Here is a 25,402-nt window from a genome sequence, read left to right as displayed (position 1 = left end):
CCCTTCTCCGGGGCGGCGAGCCCGGACAAGGAGCGGCGGCATGAGCGCCACCCCGCTGGGCGACTTCCTGCGTGCCCGCCGCGAAGCGCTCAGGCCCCAGGACGTCGGGCTCCCCGAGTACGGCCGCCGCCGCGTCAAGGGCCTGCGCCGCGAGGAGGTCGCACTGCTGGCGGGCATGAGCAGCGACTACTACGTACGCCTCGAACAGGGCCGCGAGTCGAGCCCGTCCCCGCAGGTCGTCGAGGCCGTGGCGCGGGCACTGCGCCTGGACGCCTTCGCCACCGAGCACCTGTGGCGCCTGGTCCAGCCGCCGGAGGCCCGCACGTGGCGGCACGGCGCGGCCACCGCCGTCGACCCGCAGCTGCTGCGGCTCATGGACGGCTGGACGACCGCGCCGGCGTTCGTGCTGGGCCCCGCGCTCGACATCCTGGCCGGCAACCCGATGGCGGCCGCGCTGCACGAGGGCTTCAGCCCCGCCGACAACCTGGCCCGCATGGTGTTCCTGGACCCGGCGGGCCGCGAGTTCTACCAGGAGTGGGAGCGCGCGGCACACTCCTGCGCCGCGGAGCTGCGGGCCGCCTACGGCCACGACCCCGGCGATCCGCGTGTCGCCGAGGTGGTGGCCGATCTGTCGGCGGGCAGCCCCGAGTTCGCCGAGCTGTGGGCGCGCCACGACGTCAAGCCCAAGACCCAGGAGGGCAAGCACCTGCGCCACCCGCGCGTGGGGGACCTGCACATCCTGTTCTCGGCGTTCACCGTCAACAGCGCGCCGCACCAGCAGCTCGTCGTCTACCAGGCCGAGCCCGCCGGCCCGACGGCGCAGGCGTTCGAGCGGCTGCGCGCACGCACCGAGAACCAGGTGACCGTTTCCTAGGTACATCGCTCCCAGGAAGTCCCCGGCCTTCTTCCACCCCGCTGACCTGGACAAACTCGAATATGTCAGCGGCGGGAACCGCCCGCCGCAGGTAGCTGGGACAGCGGAAGGAAGGCCACCGTCATGGCAACCTGGTTCATCACCGGAGCCTCCCGCGGGCTGGGCGCCGAGATCGCCCGCACCGCCCTCGCGCAGGGCGACGACGTCGTCGTCGCGGTGCGCAACCCCGACACCGTTCCCGACGACCTGAAGAAGGCCGGGAACGTCCTGACCGTCGCCCTGGACGTCACCGACACCGCGGCCATCCCGGCCGCCGTCCAGGCCGCCGTGGACCGGTTCGGCCGGATCGACGTGCTCGTCAACAACGCCGGCCGCGGCCTGCTCGGCGCGCTGGAGGAGATCACCGACGCCGAGGCGCGCTCCCTGTTCGACCTCAACGTGTTCGGCCTCGTCAACATGACCCGGGCCGTGCTGCCCGTCATGCGCCGCCAGGGCTCGGGCAAGCTCGTGCACATCGGGTCGCGGTCGGGGTTCGAGGGCGAGCCCGGGGTCAGCATGTACAGCGCCTCGAAGTTCGCCGTCGCCGGGATCAGCGAGGCGCTGTCGGCCGAGCTGGCGCCGTTCGGCATCCAGTCCATGGTGGTGGAGCCGGGCGTGCTGCGTACCGACTTCCTGGACGTCAGCTCCCTGTCCGTGGCCGCGCACCGGATCGCCGACTACGACGGCACGCCCGCGCACGTCACCCTCGACTGGGCCGGCACCGCCAACCACACCCAGCTCGGCGACCCCGTCAAGGGCGCCGCCCTGATCTACGAGGTCACCGGGCAGGACACCCTGCCCAGCCACCTCTACCTCGGCCCCGACACCCTCGACCGGCTCCAGGTGAAGCTGCGCCGCATCGAGGAGGACCTGGCGCCGTGGCGCGCCAAGTCCGCCGCCACCGCCCACGACGACGCCGTCCACGACGACGCCGCCCACGACGACGCCGCCTGAAAGGAGTGACCGACATGTCCACCCTGCCCACCGGCCCGGGCTCCGGCCCGGGCTCCGGCCTGCTGACCGGCACCCCGCTGGCCGGTCGCGTCGCCGTCGTCTCCCGCGCGTCCAGCGGCATCGGGGCCGCCACCGCCACCCGCCTGGCCGAGCTCGGCGCTTCCTGCCCCACCTCACCGCCGCGGCCGGGAACGGCCGGCCCGCCGACCTGATCACCACCTCCTCCATCGCGGCGACCCGCATCCTGGAGAAGTTCTCGGTCTACTCCGGCACGAAGGCCTACATCAGCCACCTGACCCGGCTGCTGCGCGTCGAGCTGGGCCCGAAGAACGTCCGCGTGGCCACGATCGAGCCCGGCATGGTCGACACCGAACTGCCCAGCCACGTCACCGACCCGGACGCCAGCGCGCTCATGGAAGGGCTGCTCACCGAGATCGACCCGCTGCGCTCCGCCGACGTGGCCGAGACGGTGGCGTTCATCGCCGCCTCGCCCCGGCACGTCAACCTCACCGAGATCACCATCCTGCCCACCGCGCAGGCGGTGTGAGCCCCCGCGTCCCGCCCTCCCCTTCGGGGGAGCGGGACGGGGTCACTCGCGCGTCCTGAGCAGCGACACCAAGGCGGGGCGCATGGCCGCTCGGGTGGCGAGGACGTTCGTGATCCCGGTGGCCAGCAGCACGCCGGCGACCAGCGCGCCGGCCGGCGGCCACGGCACCGCCACCGTCACGTCCCCGGTGACGGCCGCCATCGTCGCCACCGCGGCCACCAGCGTCCCGGCCGCGGCCAGGGTGCCCAGCAGCAGCCCGATCGCGGTCACCGCCCAGGTCTCCGCCAGCGCCATCCGTACGACCTGCCGCCGCGTCAGGCCGATCGCGCGCGCCGCCGCGAACTCCGGCCGCCGTTCCGAGCCGGCGATCACCACGGTGTTGACGACGCCGATCAGCGCGTACAGGCCGCCCAGGCCCAGCACCACCAGCAACGTGGCGGAGCTCGTCGTGGTGGCCGCCTCGGCGCGGCCGGCGAGCCAGGCGTCCGCGCTCCGCACCGTGCCGACGGCGGCCAGCTCGGCCGTCACCCGCCGCCGGTCCGCGCCGCGCTCCAGCGTGACGAAGCTCGTCGAGGGCGCCCGCGCGAGCTGGGCGGCCGGCACCGCGCCGGCGGGCAGCAGCAGCGCGGGGCCGCCGCCCATGCGCGCCGGGACGGCGGCCACGACGGGCAGCTTGCCCAGGTCGGTGTCGCCGACGCGGGCGACGACGGCGTCCCCAGGCGAGATCCCCAGCGCGCCGGGACCGGCCGCCGCGGCCCTGCCCCGCAACGCCCGCACGCTTCCGCTGCCCGGATGGGCCGACTCGTACGCGGCCGGATCGATCAGGGCCGCGCGGCTCAGCTCCGTGTACGCCAGCTCGCCGGTCCCGGTCGTGAGCCGGACGGGCACCTCGATCTCGGTGGAGACCCGCTCCACCCCCGGCACCGCGGCGATCCGCGCGCCGGCCGGGCCGTCGGCCTCCACCACGAGGTCGGCGGAGGTGCCCCGCCGAAGCTCCGCGGCCGCGGCGGCGGACAGCGAGACCAGCGCCACGGACTGCCCGAGCACGAGCCCGACCAGGACGATCAGCGGCGCGGCCGTGGACGCCGTGCGGCGCACGTCGTCCCGGAGGTTCGCGGCGGCCAGCAGCCCCAGCGCGCCCGCGGCCCGCCACGGCAGCAGCCGCGCCATCGCGGGCACGACGACGGGGCCGAGCACGGTGCACGCCAGCGCGGCACAGATCGACACGCACATGGCCATCGCCTGCCCGCCCGCGGGCCCCGCCACCGGGGCCAGGACGATGAGCGCGACGGTGCCCGCGGCCAGCGACAGCCCGGCGATCCATCTGCCGCGCGTCATGACGTGCCCGGTCTGCCCGCCGTCCCGCAGCGCCTCCAGCGGGAGGATGCGCGCGGCCCGCCGCGCAGCCGAGAGCGCGCCGGCCACGGCCAGCCCGACGCCGGTCAGGACGCAGACGCCGAGGATCCACGGCCGCCACTGCCCGGTGAACCCGGCGGGCACGAAACCCAGCGTTTCCAGCAGCCACGCCTGTACGCGCACCGCGGCCGGCCCGGCCAGCGCCCCCAGCGCGGCTCCCGCCGTACCGAGCAGCACCGCCTCCCCCAGCAGCAGGCGGCGCAACTGCCCCCGGTCGCCGCCCACGAGCCGCAACAAGGCGAAGTCGCGGCGGCGCTGCGCCACCGTGAACGCGAACGTGGAGCCGATGACGAACACGGCCAGGAACGCCGACAGCCCCAGGCTCACCGCAATGACCGTCACCGCGACCAGCATGCCCTCCTCGAACCGCATCCGCTCGATGGCCGGGAGCCCGGCCGGGGCCTCCCAGGTGGCGGCGGAGATCAGCAGGAGCAGCGAGGACTGCACCAGGGCGACCCCCAGGCAGACCGCCAGCACCGCCCCGACGAACAACGACCACCGCTCGGCGACCCCCGCCCAGGCCAGACGCAGCATCACCGCTCCAATGCGACGAGGCGTTCGGCGACCGCCCGCGCGTCGCCGCCGGCGAGCCGATCGATGACCCGCCCGTCGCGCAGGAACACCGTGGCGTCCGCGCGAGCGGCCGCGGCCGGGTCGTGCGTCACCATGACGATGGTCTGCCCCCGCCCCGCCATCGCCCGCATCAGGTCGAGCACCGTACGGGCGGCCGTCGAGTCGAGCGCCCCGGTGGGCTCGTCGGCGAACAGCACCTCGGGGCGGGTCACCATGGCCCGCGCCAGCGCGACCCGCTGCTGCTGGCCGCCGGACAGCTCGCGCGGCCGGTGCCGCCCGCGCTCACCGAGCCCCACTGCGGCCAGCACCTCCCTGATCTCGGCCGCGGCCGGCCGCACCCCCGCCAGCCGCAGCGGCAGCGCGACGTTCTGCTCCGCCGTCAGCGACGCGATGAGGTTGAAGCTCTGGAACACGAAGCCGATCCTGGTACGGCGCAGCGCCGCCAGGTCGTCGTCGGTGGCCCGGGTGATGTCGGTGTCGCCGATGAGGACCTGCCCGGCGTCCACCCGCTCCAGCCCCGCGGCGCAGTGCAGCAGCGTCGATTTCCCCGACCCCGACGGCCCCATCACCGCCGTCCACGTCCCCCGGGGGAACTCCAGGTCCACGCCGTCAACGGCCCGTACCGGCGCTGAGCCGCCGCCATAGGTGCGGCTGACCCCGCGCAACGCCACGGCGGGCGTGACTGTGGGGATCGTCGTCGATGCCATGGCAGCACCCTGCCGACCGCTCGGCCGGGGTCGCATCGGTGACAACTACCTACCTCGTCCCCGGCCCTCTCCCGGCAGCGCGTGATCAATAGGTAGTTCTCGCCGAGGCGCCTCCGCCCTCCTCGGTGGCAGCGTCGGGGCCGGGCGCAGCGCCCCGCACGACCTCCGTACCCCCGTCAGGAAAGGCGCATCACCATGGCATCCGTCAACCCCTACACCGGCCTGGACGCCCTGCTCACCCCGGACCGCTCGGTCCTGCTGCTGATCGACCACCAGGGCGCCCAGTTCGCCGGCCTGCAGAGCCATGACGGCGGCCAGGTGGTCAACAGCGTCACCATGCTGGCCAAGGGGGCGAAGCTGTTCGGTGTCCCCACGATCCTGAGCACCGTGGTCGAGGATCGCGGCGGCCGGATCATCCGCCCGCTCCAGGACCTGTTCCCCGAGCAGAAGCCGATCGACCGCACCACCATCAATGCGTGGGAGGACCCGCGGGTGGTGGAGGCCGTCGCCGCCACCGGCCGCAAGGACCTGATCATCGCCGGCTTGTGGACGGACATCTGCCTGGCCTTCCCCGCCGTCCACGCCCTCGCCGACGGCTACCGTGTCATCGCCGTGACGGACGCCTCCGGCGCCACCTCGCCGGAGGCCCACGAGCGGGGCGTCCAGCGGATGGTCCAGGCGGGCGTGATCCCCGTCACCACGGGCACCGTCCTCGGCGAGTGGCAGCGGGACTGGGCGCGCGAGGAGACCGTGCCCGGCATCGCCGAGATCTTCATGTCTCACGGGGGCAGCTTCGGCGCCGCGCTGGCCTGGGAGTTCCAGCTTCTCGGCGCGCCCGCTGCCGCCCCCTCGCCGGACGCCCGGTAGGCGGGGCGCGTCAGGCCCAGGTGGCGGACTCAGGGTCGATGCCGTGCTCGCGGGCGTTGGCGTCGATGATGTCACGAAGCCAGCCCGCCAGCCCCGGCTCGATCGCGTCGTAGTACGCCGCGAAGCCGGGGTCGGCGGCGTACTTCCTGCCCAGGCACACCTGCATCGGCAGGGTGCAGTCGAAGTACACGCCGATGGAGGCCCTGTGGCGGTCGGCCAGCGCGTTGGCCTCGGCGGAGCCAGGGATGACGCCGGCCCGCTTGGCAGCCGCCAGGCCGGCCTCGAGCGCCGCGATGTCGTCGGCGATCCGCTGCCAGTCCTCGGGCGTCCTGCCCGCGGCCCGCTCGGCGTACTGCACCCACTGTGGCGTGTCGCCCCAGCGCTCACGCGCCCCCGCCGCCCACGACGGCTCCCAGCGCTGCCCGAAGATCGCGACCTGCTCCTCCGCCGACAGCAGGATCCCCGCGTTCGCGGCCTCGATCATGCGATCGACGGCGTCGACCATCGCCTGCAACCGGGAGATCCGCTCCATGAGCTGGGCGCGCTGCTCCCGCAACGGCACGGTCATGTCCACCTCGGAAGCGTCGAGCAACGCCCCGATGTCCTCAAGGGGCAGGCCGAGCTCGCGGTAGACGAGCACCCGGTGGATGCGCGCGATATCGGCCGCCGAGTAGAGCCGGTAACCGCCCGAGGTGCGCCCGGACGGGCTGACGAGCCCGATCTCGTCCCAGTGGTGCAGGGTGCGGATGGTGACCCCCACCTGCGACGCCGCGGCCCCGACGGTGAGGCCGCCGCCGGGATCCGTGGCACGGTTCGTCGCGATTTCTTGCACGTTGTCGAGTCTGACACGCCCGCGCCCTTCGGGGAGCGCTCGGGTCAGCCGGTGAGCACGGCCGCGCCTTTCGGGGAGCGCTCGGGTCAGCCGGTGAACACGCCCGCGCCTTTCGGGGGCGCTCGGGTCAGCCGGTGAGCACGGCGGCGACGGCGGGGCCGAACGCGGCGCCGAGCAGGTAGCAGAGGCTGAACAGGCCCATCGCCGTCGACCTGGCCCCGTCGGGCACCGCGGCGCCGGCGCGCTGCGCGAACGCCCCTTGCCCGGACGCGGCGGCGAGCGAGGTGAACGCCTGGGCGAGGAGCAGGACGGCCGGCGAGCCGCCGAGCCACGCCAGCCCCGCGCCCGCCGCCGCCAGCCCGGGAAAGAGCACGGCGACGACCTTCACGGGCGCCTTCGCGGTGAGGGCGACCATCCCGTACGAAGCCAGCCCGCCGAACAGCAGCGGCCACAGGATGGCGGCCCCCACCTGGCCGCTGCTCCAGCCCGCCTGTTCCGCGAGCAGGGCGGGCAGCAGGTAGATCGTCCCGAAGTTGACCGTGGCCAGCAGGAACGCCAGCCCGGACAGCAGCAGGAACACCGGGGAGCGCACGACCGGCACGGGCACGAACCCATCGGGCCTGGCCCGCAGGCGCACCGCCAGCAGCCCGCCGCAGACCACGGCGGCCCCCGCCACCGGCCACCAGTGCGGCACGAACACCAGCGCCGTGACCAGCGCCGTCAGCAGCACCGCCCCCACCACGTCGAAGGACACCCGCAGTGCCGGTCGCGTGCCAGGAGCGGGAGGCGGCGCGCCCGCCGCGCCTGCCACGCCCGCCGCGCCTGCCACGCCTGCCACGCCGTCCGGACGGTGCCGCAGCACGCCGGGAACGGCGAGCCCCGGATCGCGCCGCAACACACCAGGGACGGCGAGCAGGCTCAGCGCGGGCAGCATCAGCGCAGCCTGCCAGGACAGCAGCTCCGCGGCCAGCCCGGCGACCAGCGGCGCGACGGCGCCAACCGTCGCCATCGAGGAGGCGACGAGCCCCATGGCCCGCGCCGAGCGGGTGAGGCTCATGGCCATCGTGCTGAACCCGGCGGTGCCGAGCCCTTGGGCGGCGCTGCCGAGCACGAGCACCGGCAGCGCGGGCACGCTCACCACGAGCACCGCGCCCACGGCGACCAGCGTCGCACAGGTGAGCAGCGCCCGGCGGAGACCTTGGTGGCCGTACAGGCTCGCCATCAAGGGGGTGCCGATCGCGATGGCCCAGCCGAAGGCGGTGACGATCCAGGTCACGGCGCCCAGGTCCAGGCCGAGGTCGCGGGCGGCGTCCGGCAGGATGAGGCTGGGCCCGGCGATCCCGAAGGAGAGCGGGCCGGCCAGCAGCGCCAGCCACGCCGCCGGCACCTCACGGGCCGGGGCGTCGGTGCGGGTGCGGGTCGTGCCGCTCATCTGTGCTCCCCTTCCGCTTCTGCGGACAGGACCGGATAGTCGGTGTAGCCGCGGTGGTCGCCGCCGTAGAAGGTGCCGGGGTCGGCCTCGTTGTACGGCCCGTCCGCCGCGATCCTGGCGGGCAGGTCGGGGTTGGCCAGCCACAGCCGCCCGAAGGAGACCGCGTCGGCCAGCCCGGACCGCAGCGCCTCGCCCCCGTCGGCGGGGCTCGCGGGCTCATCGCCGCTCCAGGGGTGCGGGTTGAGGATGAGCGGACCGTTCCACTCCTCGCGGATGATCTTGGTCACCTCGCGGGTGCCGTTCTCCGAGACGTGCAGGTACGCCAGTCCGTACGGGCGCAGCGCACGGGCCAGCTCCGCGTAGAGGACGTCCGTATCGCCCTCGTTCATGCCGTTGTACGTGATACCGGGGGAGATGCGGAGACCGGTGCGGTCGGGCCCGATCGCATCGGCCACGCCCTGCACCACCTCCACGGCGAACCTGAGGCGCCCGGCCACCGAACCGCCGTAGGCGTCCGTGCGCCGGTTCGTGTTGTCCGACAGGAACTGGTGGATCAGATAGCCGCTGGCGCCGTGCAGCTCGACCGCGTCGAAGCCGGCGTCCATCGCCAGGCGGGCCGCCGCGACGAAGTCCTCGATGGCCTGATCGATGTCGGCGAGTGTCATCTCCCTCGGCGTCGGGTGGTCCAGCAGCCCTTCGGGGGTGTAGAGCCGCTCCCCGGAGCAGATCGCCGACGGGGCGAGGGGCAGCTCGCCCCCCGGATACAGGCAGGGATGCCCGATCCGCCCGGAATGCATGATCTGGACCGCGATGCGGCCGCCGCGCCGGTGCACCGCGTCCGTGACCAGCCGCCAGGCCGCCACCTGCTCCGGCGTGTGCAGGCCGGGGGTGTCGATGTAGCCCTGGCCGATCACGCACGGCTGGGTGCCCTCCGTGATGATCAGCCCGGCCGCGGCACGCTGGGCGTAGTACTCGGCGGTCAGCTCACCGACGAGCCCGCCAGGTGCCCGGTTCCGCGTCATGGGCGCCATGATCAGGCGGTTGGGGAGATCCAGCGTGCCGATGGTCACCGGTGCGAGAAGCTCGTTCACGATCACCCTCCTTATGAGTCGTCACCGCATGTACAGCGGTCACTTCTGTCACTCGGGTCTGGAGCGCGCCTTTGCGCAACCACGAGGGTAGGAACGGGCCTTCAACGGCCGAATCGGTAAGGTTTCGTACCTGGAGTACTGGTTCTCCTGGGACGCATACGTATCCCCCGACGAAGGGTGCGGGCGGTTGCTGTACGGCAGGGCGAGCGAGCAGGCCGCGATCGAGGCCCTCGTGGAGGCCGCGCGGGCCGGCCGCAGCGGCGGCCTCGTCCTGCGCGGCGAGCCTGGCATCGGCAAGTCGGCGTTGCTCGGCTGGGCCGCCACGTCCTGCGTCGGCGACGACGTCCGCGTCCTGCGCGCCGCCGGCATCGAGACGGAGGCGGACCTGGCCTTCGCCGGGCTGGTCCAACTGCTCTGGCCCGTCAGGGGCCATCTCGATGCCCTGCCCCTGGCACAGGCGGACGCGCTGCGCGCGGTGCTCGGCTCGGGCGGCCCGGCCGGCCAGGACAGGTTCCTGTCGGGGCTGGCCGTGATGACGCTGCTGGCCCACCTCGCCGACGACGGGCCGGTGCTCTGCCTCGTCGACGACGCCCACTGGCTCGACCACGCCACCGCCGACGCGCTGCTGTTCGCCGCCCGGCGCCTGACCCAGGAGAAGGTCGCCCTCCTGTTCGCCGCCCGTGAGGACGGCTTCGCCGCCCCCGGCCTGCCGGAGCTCCGCCTGTCGAGGCTGTCGCAGGAGGACGCCGAACGCGTCCTGGCCCAGCGCGGCCTCACCCCCGCCGCCCGGGCACAGGTGATCGAGGAGTCGGAGGGGAACCCGCTGGCCCTGATCGAGTTCTCCCGCGAACGCCGGCGCTACCACGCGGCGCCCGGCCCCATCCCGATCGCCGACCGGGTGCTCGCCTCCTTCCGCTCACGCATCGCCCTGCTGCCCGACAAGACCCGCCTGATGATGCTGATGGCTGCCGCAGAAGGCCGCGGCGACCTGCCGATGCTGCTGAGGGCGGCGAACGCGCTCGGAGCCGGGCCGGAAGACCTCGAAGAAGCCGAGAAGGCCGGCCTGATCGAGGTGAACGCCGCCACCATGGCCTTCCGCCACCCCCTGATCCGCACCGCCGTCTACCAGAGCGCACCCCTGGCGCGACGGATCGCCGTGCACCAGGCGCTGGCGGGCGCGGCCACCGACGACGACTGCCGGCTCCGCCACCTCGCCGCCGCGACGATCTCGCCCGACGAGAACCTCGCGCTGCAACTGACGCACGCCGCCGAACGAGCCCGCCACCGAGCCGCCTTCGCCGCCGCCGCCGCTCTGTGGGAACAGGCCGCCGCGTTCACCCCGCAGCCCCACGCCCGCGCTGCCCGTCTGGGCCGAGCGGCGGCACTGGCCCTCTCGTCCGGCCACGCCGACCACGCCGCCGGCCTCCTCAGCCAGGCCGAGGAACTCCTGGACGACCCCGCCTCCCTCACCACGCTGACGGAGACCCGAGCAGCGGTGGAGTTCGAGCGAGGCCACGGCCGCCCGGCCGCCCGCCTCCTGGTGACCCGCAGCGCCACCGCCGACCAGCAACGCATCGTCCCCATGCTGCGCACCGCCGCCGGCTACGCCTGGCTCTACGGCGAGGCGGAGGTGATCCGAACCGCAGCGTCACGCCTGACCGCCATGGGCACCCAGGATCCGATGATCCACGGCCTGGCCCACCTGGTCGACGACGACTACGCCCACGGCCTGCCGCTACTGAGGCAATACATCACCCAGACCCTGTCACACGTCACAAGAACCCCACCGCACATCACAGAGCCCCCGCCGCGGGCTACCGAGACCGCGCCGCACACTGCACGGACCTCACCGCAGGCCACAGAGACAGCGCCACAGCTTGCACAGGCCCCGCCACAGGTCACAACGCCTTCGCAGCAGACCAGAAAGGCCGCACAGCACGTTACACAGACCCCGCCGCACATCACCCAGGCCATCCCGCATGCCACGCAGTCACCACCGCCGATCACCACCCTCACCGGCCAGGAGGCGCAGCCCGGCACGCCGCCGGAGAACGCCACCATGCCCTGGGCCGCCTTCTGCGCCATGGTCATGGCCAACGACGAAGCGGCCGCCGCCCTGGCGAGTGCCGAGGCGGCCCGGCTCCGCCGTCAGGGCCTGGTAGGGGCGCTGCCGCAGGTGCTGCAGGACCTCGCCGGAGTGCAGGTGCACGCCGGCAGCCACCGCGACGCCGAGGCGTCCATCGAGGAAGCCGTCCGGCTGGCCCGCGACACAGGAATGCACCAGAGGGTGCCGAGACTGCACTCGGTGCTGGCCAGAGTGGCCGCGATCGAGGGCGACGAGCAACGCTGCGCCCGGCTCGCCAGCACTCAGCCGGATGCCGGCGGCATGAGCGGCCTCGCCGCACTCTGCCTGCTCGACCTCGGCCTCGGACGCTACGACAGGGTTCTGGAGCGACTCGAAGCCGCAGCCCGAGGACCACTGCGCCACCTGACGGTACTGGTCACGGCCGGCGCCGATCAGATCGAGGCGGCCGTACGGCTGGGCGAGCCAGAACGGGCCGAGGAGCCCCTGCGCCGCTTGGAAGCCTGGGCACAAGCCGGAAACCAGCCCTGGGCTCAGGCCGTCAGCGCCCGCTGCCGCGCCCTCCTGAGCGACGACGAGTCCGACTACCTGCATGCACTGGCGACCCACCGACGCGCGAACCGCCCCTTCGAACAGGCCCGCACCGAGCTCCTGTACGGCGAGTGGCTGCGCCGCTCCCGCCGCCGCACCGACGCCCGCCCCCCGCTGCGCGCAGCATTGCAGACCTTCGAACGCCTGCGGGCCAGACCATGGCAAGCCCGGACGGAAGCAGAGCTGAAGGCCACAGGAGAGTCCATGCTCCCCACCCGGCCAACAGCCGCCGACCCCCTGGAACGCCTCACCCCTCAGGAACTCCAGGTCGTACGCCTGGCCAAGGACGGCCACACCAGCCGAGAGATCGCCGCCCACCTGTTCCTCAGCCCCCGCACGGTGGAGCACCACCTATACCGGGCTTACCGCAAGCTCGGCATCCGCTCCCGCCGTGAACTAACCCACCTCGACCTCACCTGACCACCATCCCCTCACCCACCGCGCAACCTCTCTGGCCCGCCTTCTATCGGTGCATCCGCCCCTGACCCGCCTGCCCCTGACCCACCTGCCATTGGCCCGTCTCCCAACCCGCTTGCCGTCCACTGGTCGGTCTCTCAACCCGCTTGCCGCCCACCGGATGGCCGCAGAGGCACGTCCCTGCACGTGACCACCCTCCTATCCCCGCACGTATCCCCGCACGGTTCGGCCGCTCTACCCAAGACGCTTCTAACCGGTCGGGCGCGCCGACTCGCACGCACTGCCCTCACCGCCGCACCGCAACCCCGCGTCATCGCCTCGCCGCCGCACCGCGCCCCACGTCATTGCATCGCCTCGCCGCCGCGTCTCGGCCCGCGTCATCGCACGGCTCCGCCGCCGCGCCCCCGGCGCGCAGCAGAACACCCCACCTCCCATCGCCCGGACCCGCACCGCGCCCCCACAATCCACCATGCCCGGAAACCTTATGCACGCCTTATTCGTCGTAACGGAACAAGGGGGCCATTGGGGGTATGACGAGTGAACCAACTCCGACCATGCGCCGGCGCGACAAAAGACAGCCGTTGCCCGCAAACAATCCTGACTTCCGGCCATCAAACGCTGACAGTCACCGACGAAATCACCGGCGATTCGATCAGCCTGACACCGGCCAGCCTCTATCACTACCGGTACGACCAGCAGCCGTCTTCCGACAGAGAAAAGCCGCTGACCATCCATGGCCTGGCAGCCCTGGACTCCGACGGCTTGGTCCTCGTCGACCTGCCTGGTAGCTGGCACGCGGTTGACCTCGAACAATTCGCCCGTAAGGCCGGAATCCCCTTAGAGGACGCCCGCAACCACCCCGCCAACGAGATCCGCGCGGTTCTGGCAGCCCGCGCCCCTGGTTGGCGGCGCGTACGCGGCCTGCCCCGCCCTTCCATCGCGAAATGGCGGAAACCAGTCGGCATATGTCTTGGAATCGCAGGTGCCGGCCTGATGGTCTATCTCGCCTCCTTGGGAATGTGGACCGCCTGGCGTGGCCTGTCCACGATTGGCAGGGTGATCGTCGATCTCCTCGAAGCCAAATGGCTCTTGGTGGCCTTCAGTCCAGCGTTACTCCTTTTCCGCCCCGCCCTGGCCAAACTCCATCGCAGGCGCGTCCGACGAGGCACGATCGTCGGCCCGTACGGTGGCCCGTACCTCAGCGTGCGCTCCTCGACCAAGCTCCACATCACCCAGGGCACCGACATCATGGCCAAGCTTCGCCTGGGCGAGAACCCGGGCCAGGCCTTCAGCCTCCTCCTCTACCGGTACGAGGACCTGAGGGGCCTCCTCGTCCTCGACCGCTTCGGCCGCCGAGCCCTCCACCATCTCCCCGGCCCCTGGCCTCCCCAGGACGTGGAACGTTTCGCGAAACGCCACAACCTCGCCCTGGCCGTGCACAGGGTGTCACGCGAGGAGTACCTCGCCCTCACGAGACACGCAAACGAAGCCACCCCCTGACAGAGCACACCGCTGGCAGCCCGCCACCACGTCATGCGACATCCCGCCGACGCGACCAGCTGGCACTACGGGAAGCTGACGGCCCAGCCACACAGCTACACCCGCGACTCGCGATGTGGGGATCCACGATGCCGCGACCTCTGGTGCCACGACCCGCGACCTGCGATACGGGCACGCAGTGGCACACGACCCAGCATCACCCCGACCCAGCATCACCCCGGCTCGGCTCACCCCGACCCGGCGTCACTGCGACCCGCCTCACCGTGACACGGCGGTACGGGGCGTCGCAGCACAGCCGACAGCCCACAGCCGAGGGCTCACCGTCGTCATTCGACAGCCGACAGCCGGTTTGGGCTCAGCGCACGATCGCCAGCATCACGTCCGAGGCCGAAGGGCGTTCCTCGGGCTTCTTGTTGAGGCATGCCTTCACGATGCCTCGTAACCCGGGCGGCAGCGGCGATAAGTCGGGGTGAAAGGTGAGGACCCGGTGGAACACCGCAGGCACGGTGTCCTCCCCGAACGCCGGTCGCCCCGTGGCCGCGAACATGATCGTCACAGCCCAGCTGAACACGTCGGAGGCCGGCCCCACCGCCGCCCCCGTCAGCTGCTCAGGCGACATGTACGGCGGCGTCCCCACCATCTTCCCCGACGTCACCGTCACCTGGTCGAGCGCCCGCGCGATGCCGAAGTCGATCACGCGTGGCCCGTCGTGCCCGATCAGCACGTTGCTGGGCTTGAAGTCGCGATGCACGACCCCCGCCTTGTGGATGGCCGCCAGCGCCCCCGCCGTGGACAGCGCGAGCCGGGTCAGGCTGTCCTGGTCGCGTGGACCGTACTTCTTGACGAGTTGCTCCAGCGACGGCCCCTCGATGTACTCGCTGACGATGTAGGCGTGCCGGCCGGTGATGTTCACGTCGAGCACGCGGGCTGTGGAAAACGTGGCCACCCGCCGCGCGGCCTCCACCTCCCGCGCGAACCTGGCCCGCGCCACCTCGTCCACCAGATCGTGCAGCACCTTCACCGCGACCCGCACCCCGTTGGGCGCCATGGCGAGGTAGACCGACCCCTGCCCGCCACGCCCGAGCTGCTGGAGCACCCGGTAGTGGCCGACCCACTCGGGATCGCCCGGCCGACGCTGGTGGCTGGGCGCGGTGGTGCGCTGCCGCAGGTCGACCGGAGGGTATGAGGGAGCGGTGAGCCGGGCACGGGCCATGAACGGCACGAGGACCGCCGCATGGACGAGCCCGCCGAACCAGCTCACGAAGAGCCCGACCGTTATGATCATGGACAGTGACGCCGGGATGTCCTCATACGTGTCGTACGCCAGTATGACGATGACGAACGAGCCGATGCCCACCAGATAAACCGCCGCGGCGACACCGTGCCAGATGTTGCGCAGCCAGAACGCCGCGATCCCGATGGTGATCGGGGTTGCCAGGCCGCACGTGAACAAGGGCAGACAGGCCCACCCGACGGCGGCTGTCCACCTCAGGCCACTGGGGCGGACGGGATGGCTGTGCTGCATGGCGGAGAGACTATCGCCATGCCGTGGTTCATATCGGGCATGCACACAGGTTGTGGATAACCTCCCGTCAACCTGTGGACAGCTGTGGAAAAACTGGGGACAACGCGCCCGCTCATTCACGTCCGGGGCCAAGTGCGTCATGATGTTGAACCATGGCGCGGATACCGGGAGTCGGACTGGCAAAGGGGCTGTCCATCACCCTTCGCCACATGCTGCGCAAATCGGTCACACAGCAATATCCCGAGGTCAAGCCCGATCTGCCGCCCCGGAGCAGAGGCGTTATCGCCCTGGTCGAGGAGAACTGCACCTCTTGCATGCTCTGCGCCCGGGAGTGCCCCGACTGGTGCATCTACATCGACTCCCACAAGGAGACGATCCCGGCCCCCGAAGGTGGCCGCGCCCGCCAGCGCAACGTCCTCGACCGCTTCGCCATCGACTTCGCCCTGTGCATGTACTGCGGCATCTGCATCGAGGTCTGCCCCTTCGACGCGCTCTTCTGGGCCCCGGAGTTCGAGTACGCGGAAGGCGACATCCGTAACCTCCTCCACGAGAAGGACAAGCTGGCCACCTGGGTGCCATCCGTACCTCCTCCTCCCGCCCACGAGGCCGGCGCCGAGCCGCCGAAGGAGCTGACGGCCGCCCCCCGTCGTCCCGCCGCCGACCGCCCGGCCCGTACACCCGCAGCTCAGCGCCCCCGTCCCGCCCCTCAGGAGAGCACCCCCGAAGAGCAGACGCCGTCCGCGACCGCTGAGCCGGCACCCGAGACCGGGCCCGCCGCGCCTCCGTCACGCACCCCTGGTGGCCGCCCCCGCCGCCCGATGACGAACGTACGAGGCATCCGCCCCCCAGGCGCCCTCCCGTCCACTCCTCCGAGCGGCACGCCCTCGCAGCAGGAAGGCGCGGCGAACGCCGAGCCGGGCTCGGCCGGGGAGCAGGCGCGCCCGCAGAGCGACCACCCGCAGGACGACCGTCCAGAAGGCGACCGCCAGGAAGACGAGCGCTTGGAAGACGAGCGCCTGGGGAAGAGCCGAGAAGCGGCTCAAGGCGAGTCCCCACGGGAAGGCCAGAAGGCGGCTCAGGACGAGCCCCAAGGGCAGGGCCAGGAAGCGCAAGACCAAGCGTCATCCACAGGACAGCCACCCGAAGACAAGTTGTCCACAGCCGCGGCCGAATCGCGATCGAAGCCTGAAAACGAGGAGCAGACTTCTTCCGCGAGCCCCCGCCGGCGCAGGATGGCCGATCCACGATCCATCCGACCGCCAGGGCGGCTCGGCCCTGACGAGCCGAAGGAGTCCGAGGAGGAGTCGTGACCGAGGCGGTGCCCTCCTACCTGTCACCCACCGGGCAAGAGGTCGTCTTCTTGCTGCTGGGCGCGGTAGCGGTTGGATCGGCGCTGCTCGTCGTCACGACCAGGCAACTCGTCCACGCCGCCCTCTGGCTCGTGGTCTGCTTCGGCGCCCTGGCGGGCGGCTACCTGGTGCTGACCGCCGAGTTCGTGGCCTGGGTGCAGGTGCTCATCTACGTGGGCGCGGTGGTCGTGCTGATGCTGTTCGGCATCATGCTCACGCGCGCCCCGATCGGCCGCTCCGCCGACCTCGACAGCGGCAACAGGCTGCTCGCCGCGCTGGTGGCGGTGGCGACGGCGGCGATCCTCGTCACCGTGGTGATCGACGGCTTCCGTACGGCCTACACCCCGCTCACCCCCGGCCGGGGAGCCGCCAAGGAGCTCGGGGCCAGCGTGTTCGCGACGTGGGTGCTGCCGTTCGAGGCCCTGTCCGTGCTGCTGCTGGCCGCCCTGATCGGCGCCATCGTCCTGTCCCGCACGGACATCCCAGGCGGCGCCCCACCCGAACCGGACACCGCCCCGCAAAGCACCTCGTCATCGGTACGCCCGAACGGCACCTCCCCACCAGAGCAGACCGTGGACGACACACCACCGGACCGGGCCGTGGACGACACACCGCCCGAGCAGAGCGGGGGTCATTAGTGCACATCGTCTATCCGGCGGTCGTCTCCGCGCTCCTGTTCTCCATCGGCGTCTACGGCGTGCTCGCCCGCCGCAACACGATCCTCGTGCTGATGTCGGTGGAGCTGATGCTCAACGCCGTCAACCTCAACCTGGTGGCGTTCGACGTGTGGCTGGGCGACCGCCTGCACAGCGGCCAGGTCCTCACCCTGTTCGTCATCGTCATCGCGGCGGCCGAGGTGGGCCTGGGCCTCGCGATCGTGCTCGCGCTGTTCAGAAACCGCCGCACGGTGGACATCGACCACCTGCGCGACCTGGCCGAACCGCCCGAGGAAGCACCGCAGACCCGCCCCACCCGAGTAAGACTCCAGCCGACGCCGGAGCCCACACACCCCGACCACGAGCACGACGGCCAAGGCGCCACGGTCAAGCGAGGAGGCGGACCGCTGTGACGACGTTCCCGCTGCTGGCCGTGCTCCTGCCGTTCATCGCCGCCTGCGCGGGCCTCCTGCTCTCGCGCCTGCCGCACAACAGCACGCCCCCGTCCGGATGGGACAACCCGCCGCGTAACAGCACGGCCCCGTCGGGGCGGGACAACCCGCCGCACACCAGCACGGCCACGTCCGGACGGGACAAAGCGCACGCCCGAGCCGCCTGGATCGCGATCCTGCCCACGGCAGCCGCGGCGATCCTGACGATCTGGCTGGCCTGGAAGCCGGGCCTGGCCTATTTCACCGGCACCAACACCGGCACCGGCACCGGCATCCCACCCACCGGCCAGACGTACGGCACGATCGTCACCGGCGGCCTGCCCATCTCGCTCACCCTCCAGGCCGACGCCCTGTCGAGCGTCATCGGCGTCCTGGTGACGCTGGTGGCCCTGGCCGTACAGGTCTACTCGGTCGGCTACCTCGAAGACGACCCCCGCTACCCCTCCTACAGCGCCTTCATCAGCCTGTTCACCAGCGCGATGCTCCTGGTCGTGTACGCGGGCGACCTCCTGGTCCTCTACGTCGGCTGGGAGATCATGGGCCTGTGCTCCTACCTCCTCATCGGCCACTGGTGGGAAGACCGGGGCAATTCACGCGCCGCGGTGAAGGCGTTCCTCGTCACCCGGCTCGGCGACGTCGGTTTCCTGTTCGGCATCTTCGTGCTCGGCACGGCGGCGGGCAGCTTCCGCGTCTCAGAGGTGCTGGCGCGCGTCCCTGAGATGTCCGCGGCCACGCTGGTGACGGCCACGATGCTCCTGCTCGCGGGCGTGGCGGGCAAGAGCGCGCAGGTGCCGCTGCACACCTGGCTGCCCGACGCCATGGCGGGCCCCACGCCGATCAGCGCGCTGATCCACGCCGCCACCATGGTCGCGGCCGGCATCTTCATCGTGGCCAGGCTGTTCCCCGCGTTCGCCGCCGCCCGTCCCACGCTCGACGTGCTGGCCGTCATCGCCGCGCTCGGCATGCTGGGCGCCGCACTGGCCGCGCTCGCCCAAGACGACCTGAAACGCGTTCTCGCCTACTCCACGGTCAGCCAGCTCGCCTACATGGCGGGCGGCCTGGCCGCGGGCTCCGACACCGCGGCCGTCTTCCACCTGCTGACCCACGGAGCGTTCAAGGCGCTGCTGTTCCTCTGCGCGGGCGCGGTGATCCACCACGTCGGCTCGAACCTGATGACCCAGATGGGCGGCCTGCGCCGCGAGCTGCCGGTCACGTTCGTCACGATGACGATCGGGTTCGCCGCGCTGATGGGCATCCCGCCGGCCAGCGGTTTCTTCAGCAAGGACGGCGTCCTGCTGGCCATGGACGGCGCGCTGTCGTCCGGCGGCCTCACCGACGCGGCCGCCTTCCTCCTGTACGGCTGCGCGCTCGCGACCGTGGCCGTCACCGGCGCGTACGCGACCAGGGCCTGGCTGCGCACGTTCTTCGGCGAGGCGCGGGCGGTGGCGCTCCCGGAGCCGGAGCCCGGCACCGCCCACGTCGTCGACGTCAGGGAGGCCCCGCGGACGATGCTCGTGCCCGTCATCCTGCTGGCGGCCCCCGCCCTGCTGCTGGGCTTCGCCGGCGAGCCGCACTTCGAGCTCGGCGTCGCGGCCGTCAGCGTCCTGCTCGCGGCGCTGGGCGCGGGGGCGGTGTACGCGTTCTGGCGCCTCGACCCGGTCGCCGATCCCGCCCGCCTGCTGGGCCCGCTGCGGGCGCCGTGCGAGCGCGCCTTCTACGTCGACACCCTGTACGCGGCCCTGTTCGTCCGCCCGGTGCTGGCCCTGGCCAGGCTCGTCGTCAGGACGGACGACGTGGTGGTGGACGGCGCGGTGCGCGGCTCCGGCAAGTCGGCGCGCGGGCTGTCCGGGGTGCTGCGCCTGGCCCAGAACGGCAACGTCCAGCTCTATGTGAGCGGCGTGCTGGCCGGTGTCCTGCTGATCGCGGTGGGGGCGGTGGTGTTCACGTGACCGAACCGTTGGGGGTCGCATGATGGGCTGGATCCCGGTCGCGCTCCTGGCCGTCCCCCTGCTGGGCGCCCTCCTGCTGCTTCTGGCGCCGCGTACGTTCCGGGGCGTGCTCCCGGCGTACGGACTGATCTTCTCGGGCGTGACGCTGGCCCTGAGCCTCGCGCTCCTGGCGCTCTACGACTACGGCGGGCCCGCGCGCATGCGTTTCGAGCTCGACCTGCCGTGGATCCCGGGGCTCGGGCTGCGCCTGCACCTGGGCGTGGACGGCGTCTCGCTGCCGCTGATCGTGCTGACGGCGCTGCTGACGTTCCTCTGCTTCGTCTATCTGTGCTGGGGGCGCGCGCGGGCGACCGGCGGGTTCATGAGCGCCAGGCCGAGGGCGCTCATGTTCACGCTGCTCGTGCTCGAGGTCGGCATGATCGGGACGTTCCTCGCCCTCGACCTGCTGCTCTTCTTCGTCTTCTTCGAGATCGTGCTCATCCCGATGTACTTCCTGATCGGCGTCTGGGGCGGCGAGGGGCGCAGGGCGGCGTCGATCAAGTTCATCCTCTACACGCTGCTCGGCTCGGTCGTCATGCTGCTCGGCCTGCTCCTGGTCTGGGCCCAGACCGGAACACTGGACATCGAGGCACTGACCGCCGCACACGGCGCGGGAATGCCCAGATCCCTGCAGATCCTGGCGTTCGTGGCGATCGGCATCGGCCTGGCGGTCAAGACCCCCATGTGGCCGCTGCACACCTGGCTGCCCGACGCCCACACCGAGGCCCCCACGGTCGGCTCGGTGCTGCTCGCGGGCGTGCTGCTCAAGATGGGCACGTACGGTTTCGCCCGGATCGCCATCCCCGTCCTGCCCGAGGGGGCGACGGCGGTGGCGCCGTGGCTGGGGGCGTTCGCCGTGGTCGGCATCGTCTACGGCGCCCTGGCCTGCCTGGCCCAGCGCGACCTGAAACGCATGATCGCCTACTCGTCGGTGGGCCACATGGGCTTCGTCCTGCTCGGCTTCGCCACGCTCACCCCCGTCGGCGTCAACGGCGCCCTGTTCGCCAACGTCGCCCACGGCCTGATCACCGGCCTGCTGTTCTTCCTGGCCGGAGCGGTCAAGGAGCGCTACCACACCTCCGAGATGCCCGCCCTCGGCGGCGGGATGCTGGCGACGATGCCGCGGCTGGGCTCGATGCTGACGTTCGCGTCGATCGCGTCACTGGGGCTGCCGGGGCTGGCCGGGTTCTGGGGGGAGATGCTGGCGTTGTTCGGGGCGTTCCAGCCGGCGAACGGGCTGCCGCGCGGGCTGTTCCTCACGTACATGGTGATCGGGGGGCTCGGCGCGGTGCTGACGGCCGCGTACTTCCTGGTCATGCTGTCCCGCGTCACCCACGGCCGGCCGCGGGACTCCGCCGAGCACCACGAGGCACCTGACGAGCGCCCCATCGCGGTGAGCCTCGCGCCCAGTGACGTCAGAGGGTACGAGCTGGCCGCCTGGACGCCACTGGTGGTCCTGATCCTGCTGTTCGGCCTGTGGCCGGGCCTCCTGCTGTCGCTGACCACGCCGCCCGTCCAGGCCCTGCTGGGAGCCCTCTCATGATCCAGCAGATCGACTACTTCGTCATCGCGCCGCCGCTGGTGCTCGCCCTGGCGGCGGGGCTGGTGCTGCTGCTCGACGCGTTCCTGCCCGCACGCCCGCGCACGATCAGCGCCGAACGCCCGGGCGCGGCCCTTCCCTCAGGCACAAGCCCGGCCCTTCCCCCGCGGCCGGGCACGGCGACCGGGCTGGGGCTGGTCACGCTGGCGGGCATCCTGGTCGCCCTGGGATTCGTGGTCGCGCAGGCGCTCGGGGGCGGCTCACCGCGCTCGACGTTCTGCGTGCCGCCAGGGCTGGCCGGATCCGGGACGCTGTGCTCGTTCGTGGCGGACGGGTTCACGCTGGTGTTCGCCGGCATGGTGCTGGTGGCCGCCGTGGTGATCGTCCTGATGTCGATGACCGAGCTGGCGGGCGGCGCCATCCCCGTCGGAGAGTGGTACTTCCTGCTCCTGTGCACCCTCGTCGGCGCCGTGACCCTGCCGGCCTCCCGCGACCTGATCATGCTGGTGGTGGCCCTGGAGCTGGTCTCGCTCCCCGTCTTCGCCCTCACCGCGCTCAAACGCTACGACGGCCGCTCGTCCGAGGCGGCCGTGAAGCTCTTCGTCGTGTCGGTGGTGTCCACGGCGATCATGCTGTTCGGCGTGTCTCTTCTGTACGGCATCGCCGGCTCGGTCTACCTGTCACGCCTGCGGGAGGTCTTCGGAGGGCGGGCGACGGACCTGCCAGCGGTCGTCCGGGAGGTCTTCGGAGGGCAGCCGACGGCCCTGCCGGCGGTCGTCACGGTGGGCGTGGTCCTCGTGGTGGCCGGGTTCGCCTTCAAGATCGCCGCTGTGCCGTTCCACTCGTGGGCGGCCGACGTCTACCAGGGCGCGCCCGTCCCGGTGGCGGCGCTGCTGTCGGTCATCTCGAAGGCGGCCGGATTCGCCGGGCTGATCCTCGTCCTGGTGACCGCCCTGTCCGGGCAGGCCGGCACGTGGACGCCGATCGTGGCGGTCCTGTCGGCGCTGACCATGACCGCGGGCAACCTGCTGGCCATGCGCCAGCGCTCCGCCGTACGCCTGCTGGCCTGGTCGTCGGTGGCGCAGTCCGGTTACATCCTGGCGCCGCTCGCGGTCGCGGCCACCGCTCCGGGCGCGGTCGGCACGTCCATGGCGTACCTGGTCATCTACGCCGCCATGAACCTCGGCGCGTTCGCCGTCGTCATGCTCGTGTCCAGGGTCGCGGCCCGCAACGAGCTGGACGACTACCGCGGCCTCGCGCTGCGCCGCCCGGCGGCGGGCGTCACGCTGGCGTTCTGCCTGGTCTGCCTGGCGGGGCTGCCGCCGGGGCTGGCGGGGCTGTTCGCCAAGGTGTTCGTGTTCCGGGAGATCGTCGGGGGCGGGGCCGGGTGGCTGGCCGTGGTCATGGCCGTCAACACCGTGATCGGGCTGTACTACTACGCCGTCTGGACGGCCCGCCTCTTCACGCCGCCCGGCCGGCCGGAGCCGTCCCCGTACCGGCCGCCCCTGACCGCCTGGCTGGCCGTGGGGCTGGCGCTGGCGGCGGCCGTGCTGTTCTCGGTCGCGCCCCAGCTCGTCCTGGACCTCACCTCCCTGTCCGCTTCGGGCTGAGTGCGGAACGAGCGGACGCCGGGCTGATTGCGGCACGACGAGAGGCCGGGCTGATTGCGGCACGAGGGGACGCCGGGCCGGGAGGTCGCGCTCCGCCCTCAGCTGAGCACGGCGGGGAACGAAGCACCGGGTCCGGATCGTTGGACGGGGTGAACCCGGACCACGAGAGGGGGAACCTTGCACCACAACGGTCTGCGTACCGCCATCCTGCTCGGCGGGCTGTCGGCGCTGATCATCGCGGGGGGCGCGTGGTTGGGCGGCGGCGCGGGTGCGCGGATCGCGTTCGTGCTCGCGCTGGTGAGCAACGGCGTCGCCTACTTCTTCTCCGACCGCATCGCGCTGTCCGCGATGCGGGCCAGACCGGTCAGCGAGGTCGAGCAGCCCACCCTCTACCGGATCGTCCGCGAGCTCTCCACGCAGGCCAGGCAGCCGATGCCGCGCCTGTACATCTCGCCGACCGTGCAGCCGAACGCCTTCGCGACGGGCAGAAGCCCCAGGAAGGCCGCGGTGTGCGTGACGTACGGGCTGACCAAGCTGCTCACCGAGAACGAGCTGCGCGGCGTGATCGGCCACGAGCTGTCCCACGTCTACAACCGGGACATCCTCATCTCCTCGGTCGCCGGCGCGTTCGCCACCATGATCACGTGGCTCAGCTACGTGGCCGTCTTCTTCGGCGGCTCCGACGACGACGAGGGCCCCGGCTTTCTGGGCGCGCTGCTCATGATGGTGCTCGGCCCGGTGGCGGCCACGATGGTGCAGATGGCGATCTCCCGCACCCGCGAGTTCCAGGCCGACGAGTCGGGCGCCCGGCTCACCGGCGACCCGCTGGCCCTCGCCTCGGCCCTGCGCAAGATCGAGCTGGGCGCCCGCCGGCTGCCCCTCCCGGAGAACAGCCGCCTCACGTCGGCCTCGCACATGATGATCGCGAACCCGTTCAGCGGCTCCGGCTTCGGCCGCCTGTTCTCCACCCACCCGCCCACCTCGGAGCGCGTGGCCCGCCTGGAGCGCATGGCCGGCTACCGCCGCTGACCGCCCGCGCGGGCCGTTCCGCAGCTCAACCGCTCATTCCGTCTCTTCAGTGGTGATCTTCCGCAGCAGCGTCGCGAGATCCGCGGGATGAACGACCTCCGTGGTGCTTTCGAGCTCCTCCTCGCTCCACCACCGGTGCTCGATCGTCGTGTCCTTCTCGATCTGCTCCATGTGATCGAACGACACGGCGGCCGCCTCGCCCACCCGGATCGCGAAGAACGCCTGATCCTGCGTGAACGCGTACTCACCCCACTCGAACTCGATCAGCGCCTCGGCATGCGGCCCCGTGAACTCCTCCACCCCGGCCCGGATCCCGACCTCCTCGTACAGCTCCCGTGCCGCCGCCTCCTGCAGCGTCTCGCCGTCCTCCACGGCTCCGCCGATCGTGAACCAGAACCGCCGCTCCGGCTGAGCGGGGTCGAAGCCATGGAGCAGGAGAACCCGACCTCGTTCGTCAATGGGCAGCACACGTGCCGTGAACCGGCGCAAAGGGATCTTCGTCACATCAACCGAGCATACGGTCAAGCCCCGCCAAAGCCCCCGCTACCACGCCGAAGCCGCCGCGGGGCTGGCGCGAAAGACAACCAGAACCACTGACCGGTCACGCGCCCACGCACCCACGCGGCCGCGCAGACACCGGCACCGAAAGCGGCACCGACGCTGACAGGACATCGGCACCGTCGCCTGCGGCCTGCGGAGCGTCCCGGGACACGAGATCCTTCGCCTTGGGGCTTTGTGGCTTTGTGTCCCGGACACGCTCTCCGCGATCGTCGCACGCCTGGCTCAGAGCCGAGCCGTACAGCAGCATGCCTTCGAACTAGCGGTAGTTCACGAACTGCAGGGCGATGTCCAGGTCCTTGCCCTTCAGCAGCGCGATGACGTCCTGAAGGTCGTCCTTCTTCTTGGAGCTGACCCGCAGCTCCTCGCCCTGAATCTGCGCCTTGACCCCCTTCGGCCCCTCATCCCGGATCAGCTTGGAGATCTTCTTCGCGTTCTCCTGGTCGATGCCCTCCTTCAGGCTGACCAGCATCCGGTACTCCTTGCCCGACAACTTGGGCTCACCCGCATCGAGGATCTTCAGAGAGAGGCCCCGCTTGACCACCTTCTCCTTGAACACGTCGAGCGCGGCACCCGCCCGCTCCTCGCTGTTCGCCTTGATCTCGATGACGTTCTGCCCGGCCCCGGACCAGCTGATGCTCGCCCCGGTGCCCTTGAAGTCGAAGCGGTGTCCGATCTCCTTCACCGTCTGATTGAGCGCGTTGTCGACCTCCTGGCGGTCGATCTTGCTAACGATGTCGAAAGATGAATCGGCCAATGCACCCATCCTCTC

At 71.7% G+C, this 25,402-nt stretch carries 21 protein-coding genes and 1 pseudogene; 14 read left to right on the top strand and 8 right to left on the bottom strand.

Annotated features, from left to right (window positions below; translation table 11 throughout):
- Positions 1-40: 40 nt before the first annotated feature.
- From HCN51_RS37770 to HCN51_RS60230, 4 genes are all read left to right on the top strand, one after another.
- Positions 41-874, top strand: coding sequence for a helix-turn-helix transcriptional regulator (locus HCN51_RS37770; protein WP_168016600.1), 834 nt, complete (start codon positions 41-43; stop codon positions 872-874).
- Positions 875-997: 123 nt separating this feature from the next.
- Positions 998-1,867, top strand: a complete 870-nt coding sequence (locus HCN51_RS37765; RefSeq protein WP_168016598.1) for an SDR family NAD(P)-dependent oxidoreductase — start codon at positions 998-1,000, stop codon at positions 1,865-1,867.
- Between the two features lie 14 nt (positions 1,868-1,881).
- On the top strand, positions 1,882-2,079 hold the full coding sequence (locus HCN51_RS60235; protein ID WP_240973683.1) for a hypothetical protein: 198 nt from the start codon (positions 1,882-1,884) through the stop codon (positions 2,077-2,079).
- A complete protein-coding gene (locus HCN51_RS60230; RefSeq protein WP_346433939.1) occupies positions 2,031-2,414 on the top strand; it encodes an SDR family oxidoreductase in 384 nt (127 codons plus the stop codon). The genes HCN51_RS60235 and HCN51_RS60230 overlap by 49 nt, the downstream gene beginning before the upstream one ends.
- A gap of 42 nt (positions 2,415-2,456) precedes the next feature.
- Here the strand turns inward: HCN51_RS60230 and HCN51_RS37755 are convergent, their stop codons facing one another.
- Positions 2,457-4,364 (bottom strand): ABC transporter permease, encoded by a 1,908-nt coding sequence (locus tag HCN51_RS37755; protein WP_168016596.1) that lies wholly within the window; start codon positions 4,362-4,364, stop codon positions 2,457-2,459.
- Complete coding sequence (locus tag HCN51_RS37750; RefSeq protein ID WP_168016594.1) at positions 4,364-5,110, bottom strand: ABC transporter ATP-binding protein; 747 nt, start codon at positions 5,108-5,110, stop codon at positions 4,364-4,366. The genes HCN51_RS37755 and HCN51_RS37750 overlap by 1 nt, the downstream gene beginning before the upstream one ends.
- 195 nt (positions 5,111-5,305) lie before the next feature.
- On the opposite strand from HCN51_RS37750, the gene HCN51_RS37745 reads away from it, so the two are divergent.
- Positions 5,306-5,977 (top strand): hydrolase, encoded by a 672-nt coding sequence (locus HCN51_RS37745; RefSeq protein WP_168016592.1) that lies wholly within the window; start codon positions 5,306-5,308, stop codon positions 5,975-5,977.
- Positions 5,978-5,987: 10 nt separating this feature from the next.
- On the opposite strand, the gene HCN51_RS37740 is transcribed toward HCN51_RS37745, so the two are convergent.
- From HCN51_RS37740 to HCN51_RS37730, 3 genes are all read right to left on the bottom strand, one after another.
- Positions 5,988-6,809, bottom strand: a complete 822-nt coding sequence (locus HCN51_RS37740) for a MerR family transcriptional regulator (protein WP_346433934.1) — start codon at positions 6,807-6,809, stop codon at positions 5,988-5,990.
- 127 nt (positions 6,810-6,936) lie between these two features.
- Positions 6,937-8,241, bottom strand: coding sequence for an MFS transporter (locus HCN51_RS37735; protein WP_168016590.1), 1,305 nt, complete (start codon positions 8,239-8,241; stop codon positions 6,937-6,939).
- Positions 8,238-9,332, bottom strand: a complete 1,095-nt coding sequence (locus tag HCN51_RS37730) for an alkene reductase (protein ID WP_346433933.1) — start codon at positions 9,330-9,332, stop codon at positions 8,238-8,240. Before HCN51_RS37730 ends, HCN51_RS37735 begins: the two co-directional genes overlap by 4 nt.
- 187 nt (positions 9,333-9,519) lie before the next feature.
- Between HCN51_RS37730 and HCN51_RS37725 the strand changes: the two genes are divergently transcribed.
- Positions 9,520-12,426, top strand: a complete 2,907-nt coding sequence (locus HCN51_RS37725; protein WP_168016588.1) for a helix-turn-helix transcriptional regulator — start codon at positions 9,520-9,522, stop codon at positions 12,424-12,426.
- Positions 12,427-12,960: 534 nt separating this feature from the next.
- Entirely contained in the window at positions 12,961-13,923 is a 963-nt protein-coding gene (locus tag HCN51_RS37720) for a hypothetical protein (protein WP_168016586.1), read from the top strand.
- 355 nt (positions 13,924-14,278) lie between these two features.
- Here HCN51_RS37720 and HCN51_RS37715 read toward each other — a convergent pair whose 3' ends face one another.
- Positions 14,279-15,448: a serine/threonine-protein kinase gene (locus HCN51_RS37715; protein ID WP_168016584.1), complete on the bottom strand. Its 1,170-nt coding sequence runs from the start codon at positions 15,446-15,448 to the stop codon at positions 14,279-14,281.
- A gap of 209 nt (positions 15,449-15,657) precedes the next feature.
- On the opposite strand from HCN51_RS37715, the gene HCN51_RS58390 reads away from it, so the two are divergent.
- The 7 genes and pseudogenes from HCN51_RS58390 to htpX all read left to right on the top strand — a co-directional run bounded on the left by HCN51_RS58390 (position 15,658) and on the right by htpX (position 24,072).
- Positions 15,658-16,758, top strand: coding sequence for a 4Fe-4S binding protein (locus HCN51_RS58390; protein WP_240973682.1), 1,101 nt, complete (start codon positions 15,658-15,660; stop codon positions 16,756-16,758).
- Complete coding sequence (locus HCN51_RS37705; protein ID WP_346433932.1) at positions 16,755-17,435, top strand: NADH-quinone oxidoreductase subunit J family protein; 681 nt, start codon at positions 16,755-16,757, stop codon at positions 17,433-17,435. Before HCN51_RS58390 ends, HCN51_RS37705 begins: the two co-directional genes overlap by 4 nt.
- Positions 17,435-17,737, top strand: a pseudogene (nuoK, locus tag HCN51_RS37700) (NADH-quinone oxidoreductase subunit NuoK); the annotation flags it as partial. The gene HCN51_RS37705 and the pseudogene nuoK, both read left to right, overlap by 1 nt.
- Positions 17,738-17,862: 125 nt before the next feature.
- On the top strand, positions 17,863-19,854 hold the full coding sequence (locus HCN51_RS37695) for an NADH-quinone oxidoreductase subunit 5 family protein (RefSeq protein WP_346433931.1): 1,992 nt from the start codon (positions 17,863-17,865) through the stop codon (positions 19,852-19,854).
- A 19-nt stretch (positions 19,855-19,873) separates the two neighbouring features.
- A complete protein-coding gene (locus HCN51_RS37690) occupies positions 19,874-21,436 on the top strand; it encodes an NADH-quinone oxidoreductase subunit M (RefSeq protein WP_168016582.1) in 1,563 nt (520 codons plus the stop codon).
- Positions 21,433-23,043 carry an NADH-quinone oxidoreductase subunit N gene (locus HCN51_RS37685; protein WP_168016580.1) on the top strand — a complete coding sequence of 537 codons (1,611 nt, stop codon included), beginning with the start codon at positions 21,433-21,435 and terminating at the stop codon, positions 23,041-23,043. Before HCN51_RS37690 ends, HCN51_RS37685 begins: the two co-directional genes overlap by 4 nt.
- Before the next feature lie 177 nt (positions 23,044-23,220).
- Complete coding sequence (gene htpX / locus HCN51_RS37680; protein ID WP_080043569.1) at positions 23,221-24,072, top strand: zinc metalloprotease HtpX; 852 nt, start codon at positions 23,221-23,223, stop codon at positions 24,070-24,072.
- A 33-nt stretch (positions 24,073-24,105) separates the two neighbouring features.
- Here htpX and HCN51_RS37675 read toward each other — a convergent pair whose 3' ends face one another.
- A complete protein-coding gene (locus tag HCN51_RS37675; RefSeq protein ID WP_168016578.1) occupies positions 24,106-24,576 on the bottom strand; it encodes an NUDIX domain-containing protein in 471 nt (156 codons plus the stop codon).
- 313 nt (positions 24,577-24,889) lie between these two features.
- Positions 24,890-25,396: a YajQ family cyclic di-GMP-binding protein gene (locus HCN51_RS37670; RefSeq protein ID WP_206068353.1), complete on the bottom strand. Its 507-nt coding sequence runs from the start codon at positions 25,394-25,396 to the stop codon at positions 24,890-24,892.
- Positions 25,397-25,402: the final 6 nt, after the last annotated feature.

This window comes from Nonomuraea composti, assembly GCF_012034275.1.
Taxonomy (GTDB): domain Bacteria; phylum Actinomycetota; class Actinomycetes; order Streptosporangiales; family Streptosporangiaceae; genus Nonomuraea; species Nonomuraea composti.
Note: the sequence above shows the minus strand (reverse complement) of the source record. Positions and strands in the feature narration are given on the sequence as shown.